The organism is Bacillus vallismortis, from assembly GCF_004116955.1.
Lineage (GTDB): Bacteria > Bacillota > Bacilli > Bacillales > Bacillaceae > Bacillus > Bacillus vallismortis.
This window is the reverse complement of sequence record NZ_CP026362.1, coordinates 2,822,381-2,845,193: the sequence shown is the minus strand read 5'-3', so window position 1 is coordinate 2,845,193 and position 22,813 is coordinate 2,822,381. Positions and strand designations below refer to the sequence as shown.

Here is a 22,813-nt window from a genome sequence, read left to right as displayed (position 1 = left end):
AAAAAGGGGCGTTTCTTTGTACCTTTTTGAAACCGTTTCTGTGGTTTTTATATCTAACAAGATAGGAGGTGGATAAGGTGAAGGAAGAAAGATTGATTACAAAGGCGAGAAAAGGAAATACGCGAGCCTTTGAAAAGCTTATGCTGACACATCAGGATACGTTATATAAAACAGCCTATCTCTATTTAAGAAACAAAGAAGATGCACTTGATGCTGTACAGGAAACGGCTTATAAAGCTTTTATGAATATAGGAAAACTAAAAGAGCCAAAGTACTTTTTGACGTGGCTTACTCGAATATTGATTCATTCCATTTTCGCCATGAATAAAAAGAAAGGAGAAATGGTTCCATTTGAAAAACATCATGATACTGGAACTGATCAAGCCAATATTGAGGAACACATGGATTTGCGAAATGCGATTGATTCACTTGATGAACATGTTCAGCTCACGATTCAGCTCTATTATTTTCAAGATTATTCGATTTCAATGATAGCTGAACAAACGGGAATGGCAGAAGGCACGATCAAAACCCATTTACATAGAGCGAGAAAAGCATTGAAGCAGGAGTTGGAAAAGGAGGTTCAAAACAAATGGACAAACACCAAGTGAAGCAGATGTATGATGATATAGCAGTGCCAAAGAAAGCACTCAAAAAGGCAATACATCAAGCTGTTGTTCGCGCTGAAAATGACAGGAACAGCAGACGCCGTTTTAAATGGGGACGAACCATTACAAATGGAATGGCTATTGCTGCTGTGGTATGTATATTGTATTTATCATCTGGTCTTTTTCTTCCCTCTGTAAACAAAGCGATGGGAAGCATCCCCATTGTCGGACAAATTTATAAGGATTTTCAAGATAAAGTTGGTCTATCATTGTTTAAAAGCAATTTGGTCACAGCTTTGAATGAAAAGGCTGAATCCAGAGGAATCACCGTTTCTGTAAACAGCTCCTATTACGATGCCGGACAGCTTGTCTATAACTTTACTGTTGATAACCTCCAGTCTGATGAAAAAGAGCTCATGTATGATGTGGACGAATGGAGTTATAACAACAATTTTTCAATTAACTATGATTCCTTAATGCTTAAAAAAATAAATAATAAACAATATGCAGGACAATTAAGGATTTATACAAATGGCATTCAAATAAAAAATGGGGAAACCGTACCCTTTGTGATTACTCATATCAACGAAATACAGGGAAATTGGAGGTTCAAACTGCCAATTATCAAAAAGAAAGCAAATTATTTAGAAAACTCAAAAGTGGTATCCGCTTATCATAATCGTTATCAATTTTCCAATATTCAAGTGGAGAATGGAAAGCTCGGATCTGTCCTTCAATTTACAATAGATTACCAAGGCATAGCAAAAAATGATACGGTGGCAATTGATGAAGTCAAGGATGATTTAGGAAACATATATGAGATGACAATGTCAAACATCGTGCTTGGAGACCGCAAAAAAATAAACGAGAGAACGGTAAGAGTAAAAGGACAAACACAGTTAGAATCACCAATCAATCCAAAAGCGAAAAAGCTAACATTAAGAGCATATATTAAATCCGAGGCAGAGGGCAGTGAAATCGTCCCGCTAAATGCTGAGATGCCGTTTCATGTTTCAAAAACAAACCATCAAAACATAGGGATTGAAGTCAATAACATGAAACAAGAAGGAAGAAAAGTATTGGTGCAATACCGCTTCACTGGAATTGATACCTCAAGCATGAATGAAAATGATTTAGTGAATATAGGTGAAATGATTGGCCTTGGTGATATGAAAAAAATGAAATCATGGGCTGATCCGTTGGCTTATTATGAAGAAGGTTATTATTTGAAAGCAAATACAGCTAAAGTGAAAAATATGAACACTGCCGAAATGGTATCCACTTTTGAACTGGATGATGCCTATCTTGATAAGCTGTCTTTAAAACATTTCGAGTTTGATAAGTATGGTCTGTATATCGATAAAGGTGTTATAAATGATCTTATTCAACTAAAGCCATTCTCATTTACTGTACCAGTGCATCAGGTGAAGCAGCCTGGTGAAAAAAAGTCATCATAAGCTGAAAAGCCGTATGCAGTCATGCATACGGTTTTTTTATCATTTATACCAATTAAGTCAATAGACGAATAAACCAATTTTTTTAATAAGTAATGTTCGTTATTTATATTGTCATTTCATGTCGCAATTGGTACAATAGACACAGAAATCAAATAAGATGAATTCGTATAATCGCGGGGATATGGCTCGCAAGTCTCTACCAAGCTACCGTAAATGGCTTGACTACGTAAACATTTCTTTCGTTTGATATAAATAAAACACGTTTATTTATTCAAACTGGAATCCGTCTGTAGTCAAGCGTCCCAAAATGCATTGGGGCGTTTTTTATTTGGCGATTTCAGGGCAGGATAAATAGCAAAGAGTGAAGGGAGTCAAATAGCTTGAAAACGTATTTTCAGTTTGATGAGCTGGGCACCAGCTATCGCAATGAAATCATTGGCGGATTAACGACTTTTTTATCGATGGCATATATTCTGTTCGTCAATCCGATTACGCTTGCTTTGGAGAGCGTGAAAGATTTTCCGGAGGCGCTGAGAATTGATCAAGGCGCGGTCTTTACAGCGACAGCGCTGGCGTCTGCAGCAGGCTGTATTTTAATGGGATTGATCGCGAGGTATCCGATCGCCATCGCGCCAGGTATGGGGCTGAACGCGTTTTTTGCGTTTTCTGTCGTCCTCGGCATGGGCATTTCATGGCAGGCCGCTTTGTCTGGTGTTTTCATTTCAGGTCTTATCTTTGTTGCTCTTTCGTTAACAGGTTTTCGTGAAAAAATCATCAACGCGATTCCGCCGGAGCTGAAATTGGCTGTCGGCGCGGGGATCGGATTGTTTATTACATTCGTTGGGTTACAAGGTTCCGGAATTATTACTTCTAACCCTTCTACACTCGTCACCATTGGAAACATTCACAGCGGTCCTGTGCTGTTAACGATTTTTGGTGTGATTGTAACGGTTATTTTAATGGTGCTTCGCGTGAACGCGGGCGTGTTTATCGGGATGCTGTTAACAGCAGTTGCCGGCATGATTTTCGGTTTGGTTCCGGTTCCGACTCAAATCATCGGCAGTGTGCCGAGCCTTGAGCCGACTTTCGGACAAGCATGGATTCACCTGCCGGATATTTTCTCCGTGCAAATGCTGATCGTCATTTTAACATTCTTGTTTGTCGGATTTTTTGATACGGCGGGTACACTTGTTGCCGTGGCAACTCAAGCAGGTTTAATGAAGGGAAATAAATTGCCGCGTGCGGGCCGTGCGCTTTTGGCTGATTCATCTTCCATTGTGATCGGCGCCATGCTCGGTACGTCAACCACAACTTCTTACGTGGAATCAAGCTCAGGTGTCGCTGCGGGTGCCCGTTCAGGATTTGCGGCAATTGTAACAGGCATTCTCTTTTTACTGGCTACGTTTTTCTCACCGCTTCTATCAGTCGTTACCTCAAATGTAACAGCTCCGGCACTGATTATTGTCGGTGCATTGATGGTGGCGCCGCTTGGCAAAATCGCTTGGGATAAGTTCGAGGTGGCCGTTCCCGCTTTCCTTACCATGATCATGATGCCGTTAACATACAGCATCGCGACCGGGATTGCGATTGGATTTATTTTCTATCCAATTACAATGGTGTGCAAAGGAAAAGCAAAAGAGGTTCATCCGATCATGTACGGACTGTTTGTGGTGTTTATCCTGTACTTTATCTTCTTAAAATAAGGAATGAAACCAGCTGCTGATGCAGCTGGTTTTTTTGTTGCAAAGGGTAAAACCATTTCATAGGATATACCGTCATGTAGATGTGCCGCCATGCATGATGTAAAAGGAAATAACTTGACTGTTCAGGAAGGCTTCGGTACCTTATATAAGTGTTTTATTTTCTTGCTGAATGGTATTCCGCTGTATTTTATTTATAGGAGTTGCTGACATGACGGAAGAAAGAAAAGAAATGTATGAAGAAGAAGTTAACCAGAGTGAAAGAATAGATGCAGATGAAGAGCCGCTATCGAGAATGTCCAGAAAGGCGAGCAGGCAAAGCAAGCAGAAGAAAAAACAAAAGCAGAAACTGCATAAGGAACGCGGTGAATCAACTGTTAAAGACAAGCTTGCGTCTGTATGGGCAGCCATCAACAGGTATTGCGGTTTTGCGTTCTCAATTTTAAAATCACCAGCGAAAACCGTTGTTACGGATGGTTTTTCTCATTATAAGTATGGCCTGATTTCAATGCTTATATTCAGTTTGATCTTTTCAATCGGGAACTGGTTTCAGTTAAAGGCCAGCTGGAATCGGCCGCTCGGGTTTGGAGAACGCCATCACGCTTTCTATGACGGATTTTTAGTCGTTCTTGTGTATTTGCTTCTCTTTTTCGCGGTAATGGTCTTTGCCATATGGGCCGTTTCCCGCTATATGATGAAGCAGAAGGTGACGTTCAGAGAAATTGCTGCCGGTGTAGGCTCATTGTTAGTGCCGGTAATTGCTGTTTCACTCCTTTGGCTGATCTTTGCGATCGTAAATATCCCGATGCTAACAGTTCTGTTTACAGTGCTGATCTTGTTTTCGATCTTTTTCATGATGGCGCTGTATGTCCAGCGTCTGTATCAGGCCGCACAGGACGCACCGATTGACTATATCTATTGTGTGTTTGCGGTAGTTGCTGTAGGGCTGCTGTTTACGGCAGTGACCTGGCCGTTTATCTCTGAATATTTCACGGCGTCGCTGATTCCGCTTTAATGAAAAAAACCGGTGTTCATAGCCGGTTTTTTTATGTCACACTTTTTACAAATATATCTAAAAAACATAGTTGATTTGTAGGATTAATCCGTGTATGATGGTGAAAATGCTGTAAACGTCCAGCGTACAAACCTTTATGTGTAAGGAGGATGATGGACATGGCTGAAGTACTTCGCCGAGCGATTAATCAAAAGAAGCAATTTTTAAAAAACAAATTACTGCTCTCGGAATTTTATCAGGGAAGAGGGGAACAGCTTGCTGACTATACACTGAGTGAGCTTGAAAAAGAATACAAGTCCCTTCTGAAAATGAAAAAAGAGATCTGACAATAGATATGAGAAGAGATGAGTCTGCTGAAAAGCGGGCTTTTTTGTTTTGATGTTGAAAAGGTTAGAAAAAGGGTAAGCTACTACTGTTTAATCTGATAAAGCGTGTTGACATTTTTTCAAGCGGTTTAGGGCATCGGTTGATTGAAAACGGCGTGTTTCTCTAGTAGAATATGAATGCTTTATGCATGCTGAAGAGTAGGGAGATGAAATGAAATGATGCAAACCATCTTATCAAATGGGATAGCTATGGCACTCATAATTCTCATTATTAATATTGTCTACGTGTCATTTTTCACGATAAGAATGATTTTAACGCTGAAAGGCCAGAGGTATTTAGCTGGCGGTATTAGTACGATTGAGATACTGGTTTATGTGACAGGGCTGAGTCTGGTGCTTGATAACTTAGACCAGATTCAAAACGTAATTGCGTACGCGCTTGGATACGGTCTTGGCGTCATTGTCGGCATGAAAATAGAAGAAAAGTTGGCGCTTGGCTATATTATGGTCAATGTGATTACGAAGGAGCTGGATGTTGATCTTCCAAGGCAGCTCCGTGAAAAAGGCTACGGCGTGACAAACTGGGTGGCCGGCGGACTTGAAGGCGACCGTACAGCCCTTCAGATTCTGACACCGAGAAAGTATGAACTCCAGCTGTATGATACGATTAAGACAATTGATTCAAAAGCCTTTATTATTGCGTATGAACCAAAAACAATCCACGGCGGCTTCTGGGTCAAAGCGGTGAAGAAGAGGAGAATTAAAGAATAATGGCAAAGCCGAAGAAGAAAAAGTTTGAAGTGACAGAGCAGCAAACGATTGACGCTGTGATTCAGCAAATGAAAGAGGAAGGATATTTGCCTGTACGGCGAATGGAGGAGCCTATTTTTATGGAGAAAAAGGAAAATGGGTCAATTCAGATCGTTCCATGCGGGAGAAAAATCATTTTTGAAGGGAAACTGATCTAAAACACGAACATTAACAGAATCAATTTTTGTATCGTTCGATAATATCGTTGACATTATCCATGTCCGTTGTTAAGATAAACATGAAATCAAAACACGACCTCATATAATCTTGGGAATATGGCCCATAAGTTTCTACCCGGCAACCGTAAATTGCCGGACTATGCAGGAAAGTGATCGATAAAACTGACATGGATATATCGCAGAAGCGAACGACTGACGATACATGTACCATGCCCGGTTTGTATTGCTTCCTCATAAGTGCAATGCAGAGCGGGTATTTTTTATTTTCTGAAAACAAAAGCATGAGAAGGTGGGAACAGAATGCAGCCGCTAGTAGGAATCATCATGGGAAGCACTTCCGATTGGGAGACAATGAAAAACGCATGCGACATACTTGACGAACTTAATGTTCCGTACGAAAAAAAGGTCGTTTCCGCTCACCGGACGCCTGATTTCATGTTTGAATACGCTGAGACTGCGAGAGAAAGAGGCATCAAGGTGATCATCGCTGGAGCCGGAGGGGCGGCGCACTTGCCGGGGATGACGGCTGCAAAAACGACGCTGCCGGTCATCGGAGTTCCGGTTCAGTCTAAGGCGCTGAACGGACTCGATTCACTTCTTTCCATCGTCCAGATGCCTGGAGGCGTGCCTGTTGCGACAACATCCATCGGCAAAGCGGGCGCTGTGAACGCAGGCCTGTTAGCGGCGCAGATGTTGTCAGCTTTTGACGCGGATCTTGCCCGTAAGCTGGATGATAGAAGAGAAAAAACAAAACAGGCGGTGTTAGAAAGCAGTGATCAGCTTGTCTAAACAAACGATCTATCCGGGAGCTGTCATCGGCATCATCGGCGGCGGCCAGCTTGGGAAAATGATGGCTGTGTCCGCTAAACAAATGGGGTATAAAGTCGCGGTCGTTGATCCAGTGAAAGATTCGCCGTGCGGCCAGGTTGCGGATGTTGAGATTACCGCTCATTACAATGACCGTGAAGCGATTCGGAAATTGGCTGAAATCAGCGACATCATCACGTATGAATTTGAAAACATCGACTATGATGCGCTGCATTGGCTAAAAGATCATGCGTATCTCCCGCAAGGAAGTGAGCTGCTGCTCATTACCCAAAACCGTGAAACAGAGAAAAAAGCCATTCAAGACGCGGGCTGTGAAGTCGCGCCGTACAAAATCGTCAAGTCAAAGGATGAACTGAAACAGGCGGTACAGGATCTGGGGCTTCCCGCAGTACTGAAAACATGCCGCGGCGGATATGATGGCAAAGGCCAATTTGTGATCAAGGAAGAGGCGCAAATGGAGCAGGCTGCCGCTCTTTTAGAACACGGAACTTGCATTCTCGAAAGCTGGGTTTCTTTTAAAATGGAACTGTCGGTCATTGTCGTCAGATCGGTAAACGGCGAAGTTTCTGCATTTCCGGCAGCTGAAAACATACATTACAACAATATTCTATTCCAAAGCATCGTGCCTGCGCGGGTGGGGGAAGGAATTCAGAAGAAGGCTGCTGAGCTGGCCGTTAAGCTTGCAGGCGACCTTAACCTTGTCGGGCCGCTCGCTGTTGAAATGTTCCTGACCGAAGACGGAGAGCTTTTGGTCAATGAACTGGCGCCGAGACCGCACAATTCAGGGCATTATACGCTGGATCTTTGCGAAACGAGCCAGTTTGAACAGCATATTAGAGCGGTGTGCGGCCTTCCGCTCGGGAAAACAGATTTGCTGAAGCCGGGCATGATGGTAAATCTACTCGGCGATGAAGTGAAGCTTGTGGAGGAAGAGCCGGAGCTTATAAAAGAAGCAAAGCTCTATATATACGGAAAACATGAAATCAAAAAAGGCCGCAAAATGGGGCATATTACATTTATGAAGCAGCCTGAAGACCACTGGATTCAGGAGATTACAAATAAATGGATGAATAGAGACGGAGGACAAGCAGAATGATCGAACGTTATTCAAGACCTGAAATGTCCGCGATTTGGACGGATGAAAACAGATTTCAAGCATGGCTGGAAGTTGAGATTCTTGCCTGTGAAGCGTGGGCGGAGCTTGGCGTCATTCCAAAAGAAGACGTAAAGGTTATGCGCGAGAACGCGTCATTTGACATCAACCGCATTTTAGAAATCGAACAGGACACGCGCCATGACGTTGTCGCTTTTACACGCGCCGTTTCCGAATCACTGGGCGAAGAAAGAAAATGGGTGCACTACGGATTAACGTCAACTGACGTTGTGGACACTGCGCTTTCTTACTTATTAAAACAGGCAAACGATATTCTGCTCAAGGACCTTGAGAGATTTGTTGACATCATAAAAGAAAAAGCGAAAGAGCATAAATACACAGTCATGATGGGGCGCACACACGGCGTACACGCTGAGCCGACAACATTCGGTTTAAAACTTGCGCTTTGGCATGAAGAAATGAAACGGAATCTTGAGCGTTTTAAACAAGCGAAAGCAGGCATCGAGGTTGGGAAGATTTCCGGCGCGGTCGGCACATACGCGAACATCGATCCCTTTGTAGAGCAATATGTCTGTGAGAAACTCGGATTGAAAGCTGCGCCGATTTCAACACAAACGCTTCAGCGTGACCGCCATGCTGATTATATGGCGACACTCGCTTTGATCGCGACAAGTGTTGAGAAATTCGCAGTGGAAATCCGCGGTCTGCAAAAGAGTGAAACACGTGAAGTTGAGGAATTCTTCGCGAAAGGGCAAAAGGGTTCATCCGCTATGCCGCACAAACGCAATCCGATTGGCTCTGAGAACATGACAGGCATGGCGCGCGTCATCCGCGGCTACATGATGACGGCTTACGAAAATGTTCCATTATGGCACGAACGCGATATTTCTCATTCTTCAGCAGAACGGATTATTCTACCGGATGCGACAATTGCGTTGAACTACATGCTGAACCGTTTCTCCAACATCGTGAAAAATTTAACGGTCTTCCCGGAAAACATGAAGCGCAACATGGACCGCACGCTCGGCCTTATTTATTCTCAGCGCGTACTGCTTGCCTTGATTGACACAGGCCTGACTCGTGAAGAAGCCTATGATACAGTGCAGCCAAAAGCAATGGAGGCGTGGGAAAAACAAGTGCCGTTCCGTGAGCTTGTGGAAGCGGAAGAGAAAATCACGTCCCGTCTTTCTCCGGAAAAAATCGCTGACTGCTTTGATTACAACTACCATCTGAAAAATGTTGATCTGATCTTTGAACGTTTAGGTTTGGCATAGAAGAAGCTTTTAGGCGGCTTCTTCTAAGTCGTCGCAGTTTGAAAATTCCCAACATTCGGGTTAGGAGGCCTTCCGTGAATATTGTGAAGAATGAACTTTTATACGAAGGAAAAGCAAAAAAGATCTACAAAACCGATGACGAAAACACGCTGTATGTCGTGTATAAAGACTCCGCCACTGCTTTTAACGGCGAGAAAAAAGCAGAAATCAGCGGCAAAGGACGCTTAAATAACGAGATTTCAAGCCTGATTTTCAAACACCTTCATACTAAGGGGATTAACAACCACTTCATCGAGCGCATATCTGAAACAGAGCAGCTTATTAAAAAAGTGACGATTGTGCCGCTTGAAGTCGTCGTCAGAAATGTTGTGGCAGGAAGCATGTCCAAACGTCTCGGCATTCCAGAAGGCACGGAGCTTGAACAGCCGATTATCGAGTTTTACTACAAGGATGACGCGCTGGGTGATCCGCTCATCACAGAAGATCATATTTGGCTTTTAAAAGCGGCAAACTCTAAGCAGGTAGAAACGATCAAGTCCATTACAAAAACAGTAAATGAAGAGCTTCAGGCCATTTTTGACGATTGTCATGTCAGATTAATAGATTTCAAGCTTGAATTCGGTTTAGATGCAGACGGGCAAGTGCTATTGGCGGATGAAATTTCTCCTGACACATGCCGCTTGTGGGATAAAGACACGAACGAAAAGCTGGACAAAGATTTATTCAGGCGCAATCTGGGAAGCTTAACCGACGCATACGAAGAGATTTTCAAAAGACTGGGAGGCATTCATCATGTATAAAGTGAAAGTTTATGTCAGCTTAAAAGAAAGTGTGCTAGATCCACAAGGGAGCGCTGTCCAGCATGCCTTGCACAGTATGACTTACAACGAAGTTCAAGATGTGCGGATCGGAAAATACATGGAGCTTACCATTGAAAAATCTGACCGCGATCTTGACGTACTGGTGAAAGAAATGTGCGAAAAACTTCTTGCGAATACAGTAATTGAAGATTACAGATACGAGGTTGAGGAGGTAGTCGCACAGTGAAATTTGCGGTGATTGTGTTACCCGGCTCCAACTGTGATATCGATATGTATCATGCTGTAAAGGATGAGCTTGGCCATGAAGTGGAATACGTCTGGCATGAGGAAACAAGCCTTGACGGCTTCGACGGCGTGTTAATCCCGGGAGGATTTTCTTACGGCGATTATTTAAGATGCGGCGCTATCGCCCGATTTGCGAATATTATGCCAGCTGTCAAACAGGCGGCGGCTGAAGGAAAACCTGTTCTTGGCGTCTGCAACGGATTCCAGATTTTACAGGAGCTCGGCCTTCTGCCAGGCGCAATGAGACGCAACAAAGATTTGAAGTTCATTTGCCGTCCGGCTGAATTGATTGTTCAGAACGACGAAACCTTATTCACTTCTTCCTACGAAAAGGACCAATCGATTACCATCCCGGTTGCCCACGGTGAAGGGAATTTTTATTGTGATGACGAAACGCTTGCTTCATTGAAAGCTAACAATCAAATCGCGTTCACATACGGCTCCAATATGAACGGAAGTGTCAGCGACATTGCCGGTGTCGTGAATGAGAAAGGCAACGTATTAGGCATGATGCCTCATCCTGAGCGCGCGGTTGATGAACTGCTTGGAAGCGCCGACGGTCTTACATTGTTTCAGTCTATCGTGAAAAATTGGAGGGAAACTCATGTCACTACTGCTTGAACCAAGTAAAGAACAAATAAAAGAAGAGAAACTGTATCAGCAAATGGGTGTCAGTGATGATGAGTTTGCATTGATTGAATCCATTCTTGGCAGATTGCCGAACTACACAGAAATCGGAATCTTTTCTGTCATGTGGTCAGAGCATTGCAGCTACAAAAACTCAAAGCCGATTCTGCGTAAATTCCCGACAAGCGGCGAGCGTGTGCTGCAAGGTCCGGGGGAAGGCGCCGGAATCGTTGATATCGGTGACAACCAAGCGGTTGTGTTCAAAATTGAATCGCATAACCACCCATCAGCTCTCGAACCTTACCAAGGCGCTGCGACTGGCGTAGGCGGCATTATCCGTGACGTTTTCTCAATGGGTGCCCGTCCGATCGCTGTATTGAACTCTCTTCGATTTGGCGAACTGACTTCACCGCGCGTGAAGTACTTGTTTGAAGAAGTAGTAGCGGGTATCGCCGGATACGGCAACTGTATCGGCATCCCGACAGTCGGCGGAGAAGTGCAGTTTGACAGCAGTTATGAAGGAAATCCGCTCGTCAACGCAATGTGTGTCGGTCTAATCAACCATGAAGATATCAAAAAAGGCCAGGCGAAGGGTGTCGGCAACACAGTCATGTACGTAGGAGCAAAAACAGGGCGTGACGGAATCCACGGCGCTACGTTTGCTTCTGAAGAAATGTCTGATTCGTCTGAAGAAAAGCGTTCTGCCGTTCAAGTCGGCGATCCGTTTATGGAGAAGCTCTTGCTTGAAGCATGCCTGGAAGTCATCCAATGCGATGCGTTAGTCGGCATTCAGGATATGGGAGCTGCCGGTTTAACAAGCTCAAGTGCGGAGATGGCAAGTAAAGCCGGCTCTGGTATTGAAATGAACCTTGACCTGATTCCCCAGCGTGAAACAGGCATGACTGCATATGAAATGATGCTTTCTGAATCACAGGAACGGATGCTTTTGGTCATCGAGCGCGGACGTGAGCAGGAAATCATCGATATTTTTGACAAGTACGATCTTGAAGCGGTTTCTGTCGGGCGTGTAACAGATGATAAAATACTTCGCCTGACACACAAAGGAGAGGTTGTATGCGAGCTGCCTGTTGATGCCTTGGCAGAAGAAGCGCCGGTTTACCATAAGCCTTCACAAGAACCAGCATACTACCGCGAGTTTTTAGAAACTGACGTTCCGGCTCCTCAAATTGACGATGCGAATGAAACATTGAAGGCGCTCCTCCAGCAGCCGACGATCGCAAGCAAAGAGTGGGTTTACGATCAGTATGACTACATGGTGCGGACGAACACAGTTGTCGCTCCCGGGTCTGATGCGGGTGTTCTCAGAATACGCGGAACGAAAAAGGCGCTGGCGATGACGACAGACTGTAACGCGCGTTATCTCTATCTTGATCCTGAAGTCGGCGGGAAAATCGCTGTCGCTGAAGCGGCGCGCAACATCGTTTGCTCAGGTGCAGAACCGCTTGCGGTTACAGATAACCTTAACTTCGGAAACCCGGAGAAACCGGAAATTTTCTGGCAGATCGAAAAATCGGCTGACGGCATCAGCGAGGCGTGCAATGTCCTTAGCACACCGGTGATCGGCGGAAACGTATCGCTTTACAACGAATCAAACGGCACGGCGATCTACCCGACACCTGTAATCGGCATGGTCGGCTTAATTGAAGATACAGCACACATTACAACACAGTATGTTAAACAAGCGGGAGATCTCGTTTACGTGATCGGGGAAACAAAACCTGAGTTTGCTGGTAGCGAGCTGCAAAAAATGACAGAAGGCAGCATTTACGGAAAAGCGCCGCAAATTGACCTTGATGTAGAGTTGTCACGCCAAAAAGCATTGCTTGACGCGATTAAAAAAGGCTTTGTTCAATCTGCGCACGATGTGTCTGAAGGCGGTCTGGGCGTAGCGATTGCGGAAAGTGTCATGACAACGGAAAACCTTGGTGTGAGCGTAACTGTAAAAGGGGAAGCAGCATTATTATTCTCTGAATCTCAATCTCGCTTCGTCGTTTCTGTGAAAACAGAACATCAAACAGCGTTTGAAGCGGCTGTAAAAGATGCCGTTCATATCGGTGAAGTAACAGCTGACGGACTTCTGGCGATTCAAAACCAAGACGGACAACAATTGATTCATGCGCAAACGAAAGAGCTTGAACGCGCATGGAAAGGAGCTATCCCATGCTTGCTGAAATCAAGGGCTTAAATGAAGAGTGCGGCGTATTTGGGATTTGGGGACATGAAGAAGCTCCGCAAATCACGTATTACGGCCTCCACAGCCTCCAACACCGAGGACAGGAGGGCGCTGGCATTGTGGCGACTGACGGTGAAAAACTGACGGCGCACAAAGGCCAAGGGCTGATCACCGAAGTGTTTCAAAATGGCGAGCTCAGCAAAGTGAAAGGAAAAGGCGCAATCGGGCACGTTCGGTACGCGACGGCTGGAGGCGGCGGCTATGAAAATGTTCAGCCGCTCCTCTTCCATTCCCAAAACAACGGCAGCCTGGCGCTTGCCCATAACGGAAATCTTGTCAATGCCACTCAGCTGAAGCAGCAGCTCGAAAATCAAGGAAGCATTTTTCAGACGTCTTCGGACACAGAGGTATTGGCTCACCTAATCAAAAGAAGCGGCCACTTCACGCTGAAGGACCAAATGAAAAATTCCCTTTCCATGCTGAAAGGCGCATACGCATTTTTGATTATGACCGAAACAGAAATGATTGTCGCGCTTGATCCAAACGGGCTGAGGCCGCTGTCAATCGGCATGCTGGGCGACGCTTATGTGGTCGCATCAGAAACGTGCGCATTTGATGTTGTCGGCGCCACGTACCTTCGTGAGGTAGAACCGGGCGAAATGCTGATCATCAATGATGAAGGCATGAAATCAGAGCGTTTTTCGATGAATATCAACCGTTCCATTTGCAGCATGGAGTATATTTATTTCTCCAGACCTGACAGTAATATCGACGGCATTAATGTGCACAGCGCGCGTAAAAACCTTGGGAAAATGCTGGCTCAGGAATCCGCAGTTGAGGCTGATGTTGTAACAGGGGTTCCGGATTCCAGTATTTCTGCGGCGATCGGATATGCTGAAGCAACAGGCATCCCGTACGAGCTCGGCTTAATCAAAAACCGCTATGTCGGCAGAACGTTTATACAGCCGTCCCAGGCTCTGCGTGAGCAAGGCGTCAGAATGAAGCTATCAGCGGTGCGCGGGGTTGTGGAAGGCAAACGCGTCGTTATGGTGGATGACTCGATCGTGCGCGGAACAACAAGCCGCCGGATTGTCACGATGCTCAGAGAAGCGGGTGCGACAGAGGTGCATGTGAAAATCAGTTCACCGCCGATCGCACATCCGTGCTTTTACGGCATTGATACGTCCACACATGAAGAGTTGATCGCGTCTTCCCATTCTGTAGAAGAAATCCGTCAGGAAATCGGGGCCGACACCCTCTCATTTTTGAGTGTGGATGGGCTCTTAAAAGGCATCGGCAGAAAATACGATGACGCGAATTGCGGACAGTGTCTCGCGTGCTTTACAGGAAAATATCCGACTGAAATTTACCAGGATACAGTGCTTCCTCATGTGAAAGAAGCGGTATTAACCAAATAAAAACTTGAAAATGACATAAAGGCAGCGCGTTTTGGCTGCCTTTCTCTTTCTGCCCTCGTTCGGAGAGATATTTTGAAAAGCGCCTAAAAGGAGTGAATAGGATGTCTGAAGCATATAAAAACGCAGGAGTTGACATCGAAGCCGGATATGAAGCTGTAAAACGAATGAAAAAACATGTGGAGCGCACAAAACGGCTTGGCGTTATGGGCAGCCTTGGGGGTTTTGGCGGCATGTTTGACCTGTCTGAGCTTTCTTATCAAAAACCAGTTTTAATTTCGGGAACGGACGGAGTCGGCACAAAATTAAAGCTCGCTTTTTCCATCGATAAGCATGACACGATTGGCGTTGACGCTGTTGCGATGTGTGTCAATGATGTGCTGGCACAAGGTGCAGAGCCGCTGTTTTTCCTCGATTATTTAGCGGTCGGCAAAGCGGATCCTGTGAAAATTGAGCAAATCGTGCAAGGTGTGGCGAACGGCTGTGAGCAGTCAGGTTCTGCCTTGGTCGGCGGCGAGACGGCTGAAATGCCGGGACTTTATACAGCTGATGAATACGATATTGCCGGTTTCTCAGTCGGGGTGGCGGAAAAAGACGAAATCGTCACCGGAGAAAACATCGAGGAAGGCCATCTTTTGATCGGCCTGAGCTCCAGCGGCCTTCACAGCAACGGATTTTCCCTTGTGAGAAAAGTGCTTCTGGACGATGCGGAGCTGGATCTTGATACAACATATGAACCGTTTGACCGTCCGCTCGGCGAGGAGCTGCTTGAACCGACAAGAATTTATGTGAAGCCTGTGCTTGCCGCGGTGAAAAGCGGAAAAGTCGACGGCATGGCTCACGTAACAGGCGGAGGATTTATCGAAAATATCCCGCGTATGCTTCCGGAAGGCTTAAGTGCGGAAATCGATCACGGCTCATGGCCGATCCCCCCGATTTTCTCTTTCCTGCAAAAGTACGGCAAGCTGAAGGAAGAAGACATGTTCAACGTCTTTAATATGGGCATCGGCTTTGTGTTGGCAGTTAAAGAAGAGCATCTGACAGATGTGATCGGAACGCTTGAAAGGCATGGTGAAAACGCCTATTTGATCGGGCGTGTGAGGCAAGGCGAAGGCGTCATATTCGGCGGTGCGGCGCTTTCATGAAAAAATTTGCGGTATTTGCATCCGGAAACGGTTCAAACTTCGAAGCCATTGTGACGCGTCTAAAAGAGGAGAACTGGGATGCGTCCGTATCGCTTCTCGTTTGCGATAAACCGCAGGCGAAAGTCATCGAACGGGCGGAAACATTTCACATTCCATCCTTTGCATTTGAGCCGAAGTCTTATGAAAACAAGGACGCCTTTGAACGGGCCATTATTGAACAGCTTCATCTTCATGACGTTGAATTGATTGTTCTTGCCGGCTATATGAGGCTGATCGGTGACACGCTGCTTCAAGCATACGGAGGAAAAATCATTAACGTTCACCCGTCACTTCTTCCGGCGTTTCCCGGAATCGACGCAGTCGGACAGGCGTACCGCGCGGGTGTGAAGGTGGCCGGAATCACTGTGCATTATGTTGATGAAGGAATGGATACAGGCCCGATCATCGCTCAAAAGGCAATCGAAATTGACGAATATGATACATTGCAAACAATCGAACAGCGGATTCACAAGCTTGAGCATAAATGGTATCCGCGTGTGATTAAAGAGCTATTAGGATTAAATAACAGAGGTGAAAAGGCATGACTATTAAACGTGCATTAATCAGCGTTTCAGATAAAACAAATCTCGTTCCTTTCGTAAAAGAACTGACAGAGCTTGGCGTTGAAGTGATTTCAACAGGCGGAACGAAAAGGCTTCTTCAAGAAAACGGTGTGAACGTCATCGGAATTTCTGAAGTGACAGGCTTTCCTGAAATTATGGACGGACGGCTCAAAACACTTCATCCGAATATTCACGGCGGTCTTCTGGCGGTTCGCGGCAATGAAGAGCATATGGCGCAGATCAATGAACACGGGATTCAGCCGATTGACCTCGTTGTCGTCAACCTTTATCCATTTAAAGAAACGATTTCTAAAGTAGATGTCACATATGAAGAAGCGATTGAAAACATCGACATCGGCGGACCGGGCATGCTGCGTGCGGCATCGAAAAACCATCAGGATGTAACGGTTATCGTCGATCCGGCCGATTACAGCCCAGTACTCAACCAAATCAAAGAAGAGGGCGGCGTATCTCTTCAGAAAAAACGCGAGCTGGCGGCAAAAGTATTCCGTCATACGGCGGCGTATGATGCACTGATTGCTGACTATCTGACAGATGTTGTCGGTGAAAAAGAACCAGAGCAATTCACTGTGACATTTGAGAAAAAACAATCACTTCGCTACGGAGAAAACCCGCATCAGGAAGCGACATTCTATCAAACAGCTCTTCCTGTCAAAGGCTCCATTGCGCAAGCAGAACAGCTTCACGGCAAAGAGCTTTCTTACAACAACATTAAAGACGCTGATGCAGCTGTTCAAATCGTCCGTGAATTCACTGAGCCGGCTGCGGTTGCTGTGAAGCATATGAATCCGTGCGGCGTCGGAACAGGAAAAACGATCGTAGAAGCGTTTGACAGAGCGTTTGAAGCCGATCAAACATCGATCTTCGGCGGCATTATCGCGCTGAACCGTGAAGTGGACAAAGCAACCGCAGAGGCGCTTCACAACATTTTCTTAGAAATCATCATTGCGCCTTCATTCAGCCAAGAAGCACTTGACATCTTGACTGCGAAGAAAAATCTTCGTCTGCTGACGCTTGATGTGACAGCTGCCGTTCAAAAAGAAAAACAACTGACATCTGTTCAAGGCGGGCTGCTGATTCAAGATTTAGATATGCACGGATTTGATGATGCTGAGATCAGCATCCCAACAAAAAGAGAGCCGAACGAGCAAGAGTGGGAAGACTTGAAGCTTGCGTGGAAAGTCGTAAAGCATGTGAAATCAAATGCGATCGTTCTTGCGAAAGACAACATGACAGTCGGCGTGGGAGCAGGCCAAATGAATCGCGTCGGATCAGCGAAAATTGCCATCAAGCAAGCGGGAGAAAAAGCGAAAGGCAGCGCACTTGGATCAGATGCATTTTTCCCAATGCCGGATACTGTCGAAGAAGCGGTCAAAGCGGGCGTTACGGCTATCATTCAGCCAGGGGGATCTGTACGTGATGAGGATTCCATCAAAAAAGCGGATGAGTACGGCATTGCCATGGTATTCACCGGCATTAGACACTTCAAACATTAAGGGGATGAAAACGACGTGAATGTACTCATTATCGGTAAAGGCGGAAGAGAACATACGCTGGCATGGAAGGCGGCGCAAAGCAGCCTCGTAGAGAACGTATTTGCCGCCCCTGGAAATGATGGCATGGCAGCTTCCGCACAGCTAATAAACATTGAAGAAAACGATCACGCCGGGCTTGTCTCGTTTGCAAAAGAACATCAGGTCGGCTTGACCATTGTCGGGCCTGAGGTTCCTTTAATAGAAGGTCTGGTGGATGAATTCGAAAAAGCGGGTCTTCCTGTATTCGGCCCGTCAAAAGCCGCTGCGATCATCGAAGGCAGCAAACAGTTCGCTAAAGATTTAATGAAGAAATACGACATTCCGACCGCAGAATACGACACATTTACATCTTTTGAAGAGGCAAAAGCATATGTGCAGGAAAAAGGCGCTCCGATTGTCATAAAAGCAGATGGACTTGCGGCCGGAAAAGGCGTTACAGTTGCCATGACAGAGGAAGAAGCGATGGCATGCCTGCATGATTTCCTTGAGGATGAAAAATTCGGTGATGCGAGCGCGTCTGTTGTCATTGAAGAATTTCTGTCCGGCGAAGAATTTTCTCTGATGGCATTCGTCAAAGGAGAAAAGGTCTATCCAATGGTGATCGCCCAAGATCACAAGCGGGCGTTTGACGGAGACAAAGGCCCTAATACGGGCGGGATGGGCGCCTACTCGCCAGTTCCGCACATTTCGGAAGAAACCGTCCGCCATGCGGTGGAAACGATCGTCAAGCCGACTGCAAAAGCAATGGTACAAGAAGGCCGTTCCTTCACGGGCGTTTTGTACGCGGGATTGATGCTCACTGAAAATGGCGCGAAGGTCATCGAATTTAACGCCCGTTTTGGTGATCCGGAAACACAGGTCGTGCTTCCGCGCATGGAATCTGATCTGGTACAGGTGCTTCTTGATCTATTGGATGATAAGGAAGTTGACTTAAGATGGAAGGATACCGCGGCAGTGAGTGTGGTGCTTGCTTCAGAAGGGTACCCGGAAAGCTACGCAAAGGGCACGCCGATCGGCAGCCTTGCAGCGGAAACTGAGCAGGTTGTGGTCTTCCATGCCGGAACGAAAGCAGAAGGCGGAGAGTTCGTCACAAACGGGGGCCGCGTCGCCAATGTGACGGCTTTTGATGACACGTTTGAAGCGGCGAGAGACCGAGTGTACAAAGCCGTTGATGAGATCATTATGCCGGGACTCTTTTTCAGAAAAGACATTGGGGCGCGCGCTTTAAAGGCTGCCCAAAAATGAAGCGCAGAACCCCGCAGGTGAGCTGCGGGGTTTTTGTTATACAAAAGCGGGGTGTTGTGCGGAAGAAGAGAGACAACGAGCGTGGCTGGTATTCCGTGGGCCATCGAAGCGTCTATAAATCCTCGAGCGTATGTACCGGATTTATCACATAGCTGTACATGCCTGTAATGCACACTTCTTTATCCTGCGGCGCTTGCAGCCATAGAATATGTTTACATGAAGACAAAGGAATGCCATAAAAAAAGCTTGATCACGTTTCGTGACCAAGCTTTCAGCGTGTCGACAAACCCTCGCATTCGTTGTCAGTCCTGCGCGTTGGTGCTCACGAATTGCTACATTCGCTGTGCTCCAATGCTCGTCCTTCCTAGACTTCAAGGGTTTTCAATCACGCTGAAAAGATGACAAAGTCATAAAACGAAAACCGTTTTATGACTTTGTCAACAATCTGAAAACTTGATCACGTTTCGTGACCAAGCTTTCTCGTTTATCTGTCTTGCTGCTCCTGTTCGTTATTGTCGGAATCGTTGTTTTGAAACAGGTAGGCCACAGGGCAGAAGCGCAAGATTCCCGAACCTGCTTTTAAGGCCCCCATAAAGATGTAAAAGAGATGCATTCTGCACCAAGGCTTTTTCGTAAACTTGGCGCTGGCGACTGACATAATCGTCAGCCCGCAGGCGATTCTGAAGACGGCATTGATGAGACTGATGTTTGGTTTCATGGAAATCCGCTCCTTTTACTTAAAAAAGTTTTTTAATTGAACCTTCAAAAATTTGTAACGTTTTTATCGTGCGTGATCAGGAAGGATGTGATAACATGATTCTAATACATGTAAAGGAGAGTATGTGAATGTCCGAACGCACCTTTAACTGGAAAAACAAAGACATCAGGGCACAGGTTGATGTTGTAGACTCAAAGCTGCTTCCAACGCTCCTTTTACGGAATGCTCTCGTCTTAAATCCATATGTAAAACAATGGCTGAAAAAAAACATTTGGATTTATCAGGACCGCATCGTTTATGTGGGTCATGAACTTCCGAATAGAGCCGAAGAAATTCATACGATAGATTGTGAAGGAAATTACATTGTGCCAGGGTATATCGAACCGCACGCACATCCTTTTCAAATATATAATCCCCAAACGCTGGCTGAATATGTGTCTCAATACGGGACAACGACATTTGTGAATGATAACTTGTTTTTGCTTTTCCAAAGCGGAAAAAAGAAAGCGCTTACGATTTTGAATGAACTGAAAAAGCAGCCTGTTCAATATTTTTGGTGGTCTCGTTATGACCTTCAAACCGAAGTGCTGAACGAGGACCATGTTCTTCCGTTTGACGTCAGAAAGCAGTGGATTGAACATCCGGATGTGATTCAAGGCGGAGAAATGACCGGGTGGCCTCGTTTGGTAGATGGTGATGATTTAATGCTTCACTGCATGCAAGCTACAAAGAAGCAGAGAAAACGCATTGAAGGGCATTTTCTAGGCGCTTCAGATAAAACACTTACAAAAATGAAGCTGTTCGGAGCGGATTGTGATCATGAAGCGATGACGGGTGATGAAGTGATGAGAAGGCTGGAACTGGGTTACTATGTTTCCCTTCGGAATTCCTCCATTCGCCCTGATATAAGAAAAATCTTGCAGGATCTGCATGATAAGGACTTCCGCTATTATGACCATTTCTTTTACACGACAGATGGTGCGACTCCGAATTTCTATAAAGGCGGCATGACAAACGAGCTGATCCGCATCGCGTTAGAAGAAGGAGTCCCGGCAATCGATGCCTACAATATGGCATCATTTAATATCGCAAAGTATTATCAAATGGATGATTATTTAGGAGTGGTTGGACCGGGAAGGCTGGCATCGCTCAATATACTTGAAGATCCGTTCAACCCGAATCCCGTGACAGTTCTGTCAAAAGGGACCATCCTTCGAGAAGACGGCTGTGATTTGAAGGCGTTTACAAAGACGTACTGGAGTAAAGGCGGTCTTGTCCCGCTTGAGCTTTCATATGATATGACGATGGATGATTTGCAGTTTTCCATGCCGATGGGCGTGAAAATGCGGAATGCGGTCATTATGGAGCCGTATATGATTGAGATTGATAATTCGATGGAACAGCTCTCGTTTGACCATGATGAAAGTTATTTAACGATGATCGACAAACACGGGAAATGGCGCGTCAATACGATGATTAAAGGGTTTGCCTCAAGCGTCCAAGGATTTGTGAGCTCCTTTACGACGACGGGTGATATTGTTGCGATCGGAAAAAATAAAGCGGATATGCTGCTCGCTTTCGCCCGCATGAAAGAGATCGGGGGAGGCATCGTGCTTGCGGAAAACGGGAACATTCTCCATGAAATTCCGCTTGCGCTGTGCGGCTGTGCCTCTTCGGAAGCGTATGAAGACGTGCTGGAGAAGGAACAAAAGCTGAGAGATCTTTTGACTGAAAGAGGCTATGAGTTTTGTGATCCCGTCTATACGCTGCTCTTTTTGCAAAGTACGCACCTTCCGTATATACGCATTACGCCGAGAGGAATCTTCGACGTCATGAAAAAAACTGTACTCTTTCCATCGATAATGCGTTAAAATATAAAAGAGCGGGGAGCCGACATATGAAAAAATGGATGACAGTTTGCATGCTGTGTTTCGTATTTTTTCTGCTGGTGTCCTGCCAGCAGAAGGATGCAGTCCCGGATGCTGAAAAGAAGCTGAAAGCTCCTTTAACTGGACTTGCAACTGAACAGAAGGTGACTGAACGCCGGCCTGTTGCTGTTGTGGTAAACAACCATCCGAAGGCGAGGCCGCAGTCAGGACTGTCTAAAGCCGACATTGTGATAGAAGCGCTTGCTGAAGGGCAAATCACGAGATTTCTGGCCATTTTCCAAAGCCAGATGCCCGAAACTGTCGGACCTGTGCGGAGCGCGAGGGAATATTTCGTCACTCTCAACAATGGTTTTGACAGCATATTTGTCCATCACGGCTGGAGTCCTGGCGCCAAAGAGCAGCTGGAATCCGGAGCTGCCGATTATATGAACGGATTGGATTTTGACGGAAGCTTATTTTGGAGAGCTGATTTCAGCAAACCGCCACATAATTCCTACACGTCTTATGATTACATAAAAAAGGCGGCGGAACAAATGGGATATGAGCTGAAGCAGAAAACAGATCCGCTGCTGTTTCAAACATCAGAAGCAAAACCTGCAAATGAATCTTACAATGTTCGGGTAGATTATGGAACAAAGAACGTTACGAATCTTGTCGAATATAACTATGATAAAAAAGCTAAAGCTTATAAAAGAAGCTCTGATGGAGTCATGACGACAGACCGGGAAACCGGAAAGCCGGTTGCAATGCAGAATATTTTCATTGTTGAAGCCAGCCATCATATTATTGATCAAGATGGAAGGCGGGACATCGATCTAGAATCAGGGGGAAAAGGTCTATTGTTTCAGCACGGAAACGTCATTGAAACAGACTGGAAACAAGTAAACGGCAGAATTGTGCCGGTAAAAGACGGCAAATGGCTGCCTCTTGTCCCCGGAAAGACTTGGATCAATATCGTGCCCGATCTCGATGCGGCTTCCATTAGTAAAGGAGAAGGTGTGTAAC

The 22,813-nt window shown here is 45.7% G+C and carries 22 protein-coding genes and 2 riboswitches; of the genes, 21 read left to right on the top strand and 1 reads right to left on the bottom strand.

Going from position 1 to position 22,813, the window contains the following annotated elements; translation table 11 throughout:
- Positions 1 to 77 precede the first annotated feature (77 nt).
- The 19 genes from BV11031_RS15035 to purD all read left to right on the top strand — a co-directional run bounded on the left by BV11031_RS15035 (position 78) and on the right by purD (position 19,201).
- Positions 78 to 611 carry a sigma-70 family RNA polymerase sigma factor gene (locus BV11031_RS15035; protein ID WP_010329064.1) on the top strand — a complete coding sequence of 178 codons (534 nt, stop codon included), beginning with the start codon at positions 78 to 80 and terminating at the stop codon, positions 609 to 611.
- Positions 593 to 2,065, top strand: a complete 1,473-nt coding sequence (locus BV11031_RS15030) for a DUF4179 domain-containing protein (RefSeq protein WP_010329065.1) — start codon at positions 593 to 595, stop codon at positions 2,063 to 2,065. Before BV11031_RS15035 ends, BV11031_RS15030 begins: the two co-directional genes overlap by 19 nt.
- Before the next feature lie 143 nt (positions 2,066 to 2,208).
- Positions 2,209 to 2,310: riboswitch (purine riboswitch) on the top strand.
- Positions 2,311 to 2,445: 135 nt separating this feature from the next.
- Positions 2,446 to 3,768, top strand: a complete 1,323-nt coding sequence (gene pbuG, locus BV11031_RS15025; protein ID WP_010329066.1) for a hypoxanthine/guanine permease PbuG — start codon at positions 2,446 to 2,448, stop codon at positions 3,766 to 3,768.
- A gap of 208 nt (positions 3,769 to 3,976) precedes the next feature.
- Positions 3,977 to 4,780 carry a DUF6574 domain-containing protein gene (locus BV11031_RS15020; RefSeq protein ID WP_010329067.1) on the top strand — a complete coding sequence of 268 codons (804 nt, stop codon included), beginning with the start codon at positions 3,977 to 3,979 and terminating at the stop codon, positions 4,778 to 4,780.
- A 158-nt stretch (positions 4,781 to 4,938) separates the two neighbouring features.
- Entirely contained in the window at positions 4,939 to 5,106 is a 168-nt protein-coding gene (locus BV11031_RS15015) for a Fur-regulated basic protein FbpA (protein ID WP_010329068.1), read from the top strand.
- A gap of 216 nt (positions 5,107 to 5,322) precedes the next feature.
- Positions 5,323 to 5,877 carry a DUF2179 domain-containing protein gene (locus BV11031_RS15010; RefSeq protein WP_010329069.1) on the top strand — a complete coding sequence of 185 codons (555 nt, stop codon included), beginning with the start codon at positions 5,323 to 5,325 and terminating at the stop codon, positions 5,875 to 5,877.
- Complete coding sequence (locus tag BV11031_RS15005) at positions 5,877 to 6,074, top strand: NETI motif-containing protein (protein WP_010329070.1); 198 nt, start codon at positions 5,877 to 5,879, stop codon at positions 6,072 to 6,074. The genes BV11031_RS15010 and BV11031_RS15005 overlap by 1 nt, the downstream gene beginning before the upstream one ends.
- Before the next feature lie 79 nt (positions 6,075 to 6,153).
- Positions 6,154 to 6,255: riboswitch (purine riboswitch) on the top strand.
- A 140-nt stretch (positions 6,256 to 6,395) separates the two neighbouring features.
- Positions 6,396 to 6,884, top strand: coding sequence for a 5-(carboxyamino)imidazole ribonucleotide mutase (purE, locus tag BV11031_RS15000; protein WP_010329071.1), 489 nt, complete (start codon positions 6,396 to 6,398; stop codon positions 6,882 to 6,884).
- Positions 6,877 to 8,019 (top strand): 5-(carboxyamino)imidazole ribonucleotide synthase, encoded by a 1,143-nt coding sequence (gene purK, locus BV11031_RS14995; RefSeq protein WP_010329072.1) that lies wholly within the window; start codon positions 6,877 to 6,879, stop codon positions 8,017 to 8,019. Before purE ends, purK begins: the two co-directional genes overlap by 8 nt.
- Positions 8,016 to 9,311, top strand: coding sequence for an adenylosuccinate lyase (gene purB, locus BV11031_RS14990; protein ID WP_010329073.1), 1,296 nt, complete (start codon positions 8,016 to 8,018; stop codon positions 9,309 to 9,311). Before purK ends, purB begins: the two co-directional genes overlap by 4 nt.
- Positions 9,312 to 9,385: 74 nt before the next feature.
- On the top strand, positions 9,386 to 10,111 hold the full coding sequence (gene purC, locus BV11031_RS14985; protein ID WP_026014466.1) for a phosphoribosylaminoimidazolesuccinocarboxamide synthase: 726 nt from the start codon (positions 9,386 to 9,388) through the stop codon (positions 10,109 to 10,111).
- Positions 10,104 to 10,358, top strand: coding sequence for a phosphoribosylformylglycinamidine synthase subunit PurS (purS, locus tag BV11031_RS14980; RefSeq protein WP_003219409.1), 255 nt, complete (start codon positions 10,104 to 10,106; stop codon positions 10,356 to 10,358). The genes purC and purS overlap by 8 nt, the downstream gene beginning before the upstream one ends.
- On the top strand, positions 10,355 to 11,038 hold the full coding sequence (purQ, locus tag BV11031_RS14975; protein ID WP_010329076.1) for a phosphoribosylformylglycinamidine synthase subunit PurQ: 684 nt from the start codon (positions 10,355 to 10,357) through the stop codon (positions 11,036 to 11,038). Before purS ends, purQ begins: the two co-directional genes overlap by 4 nt.
- Positions 11,022 to 13,250, top strand: a complete 2,229-nt coding sequence (gene purL, locus BV11031_RS14970) for a phosphoribosylformylglycinamidine synthase subunit PurL (protein WP_010329077.1) — start codon at positions 11,022 to 11,024, stop codon at positions 13,248 to 13,250. The genes purQ and purL overlap by 17 nt, the downstream gene beginning before the upstream one ends.
- Positions 13,226 to 14,656 carry an amidophosphoribosyltransferase gene (purF, locus tag BV11031_RS14965; protein WP_010329078.1) on the top strand — a complete coding sequence of 477 codons (1,431 nt, stop codon included), beginning with the start codon at positions 13,226 to 13,228 and terminating at the stop codon, positions 14,654 to 14,656. Before purL ends, purF begins: the two co-directional genes overlap by 25 nt.
- Positions 14,657 to 14,757: 101 nt before the next feature.
- Positions 14,758 to 15,798, top strand: coding sequence for a phosphoribosylformylglycinamidine cyclo-ligase (gene purM / locus BV11031_RS14960; RefSeq protein ID WP_010329079.1), 1,041 nt, complete (start codon positions 14,758 to 14,760; stop codon positions 15,796 to 15,798).
- Positions 15,795 to 16,382 (top strand): phosphoribosylglycinamide formyltransferase, encoded by a 588-nt coding sequence (gene purN / locus BV11031_RS14955; protein ID WP_010329080.1) that lies wholly within the window; start codon positions 15,795 to 15,797, stop codon positions 16,380 to 16,382. The genes purM and purN overlap by 4 nt, the downstream gene beginning before the upstream one ends.
- Positions 16,379 to 17,917, top strand: a complete 1,539-nt coding sequence (gene purH, locus BV11031_RS14950; RefSeq protein ID WP_010329081.1) for a bifunctional phosphoribosylaminoimidazolecarboxamide formyltransferase/IMP cyclohydrolase — start codon at positions 16,379 to 16,381, stop codon at positions 17,915 to 17,917. Before purN ends, purH begins: the two co-directional genes overlap by 4 nt.
- A gap of 15 nt (positions 17,918 to 17,932) precedes the next feature.
- Positions 17,933 to 19,201 (top strand): phosphoribosylamine--glycine ligase, encoded by a 1,269-nt coding sequence (gene purD / locus BV11031_RS14945; protein WP_010329082.1) that lies wholly within the window; start codon positions 17,933 to 17,935, stop codon positions 19,199 to 19,201.
- Positions 19,202 to 19,685: 484 nt separating this feature from the next.
- On the opposite strand, the gene BV11031_RS14940 is transcribed toward purD, so the two are convergent.
- Positions 19,686 to 19,919, bottom strand: a complete 234-nt coding sequence (locus BV11031_RS14940) for a YgaP family membrane protein (RefSeq protein ID WP_010329083.1) — start codon at positions 19,917 to 19,919, stop codon at positions 19,686 to 19,688.
- Positions 19,920 to 20,047: 128 nt separating this feature from the next.
- Here BV11031_RS14940 and BV11031_RS14935 point away from each other — a divergent pair, with 128 nt between their 5' ends.
- A complete protein-coding gene (locus tag BV11031_RS14935) occupies positions 20,048 to 21,790 on the top strand; it encodes an adenine deaminase (protein WP_010329084.1) in 1,743 nt (580 codons plus the stop codon).
- 26 nt (positions 21,791 to 21,816) lie between these two features.
- Positions 21,817 to 22,812, top strand: a complete 996-nt coding sequence (locus BV11031_RS14930) for a DUF3048 domain-containing protein (protein WP_010329085.1) — start codon at positions 21,817 to 21,819, stop codon at positions 22,810 to 22,812.
- Position 22,813: the final 1 nt, after the last annotated feature.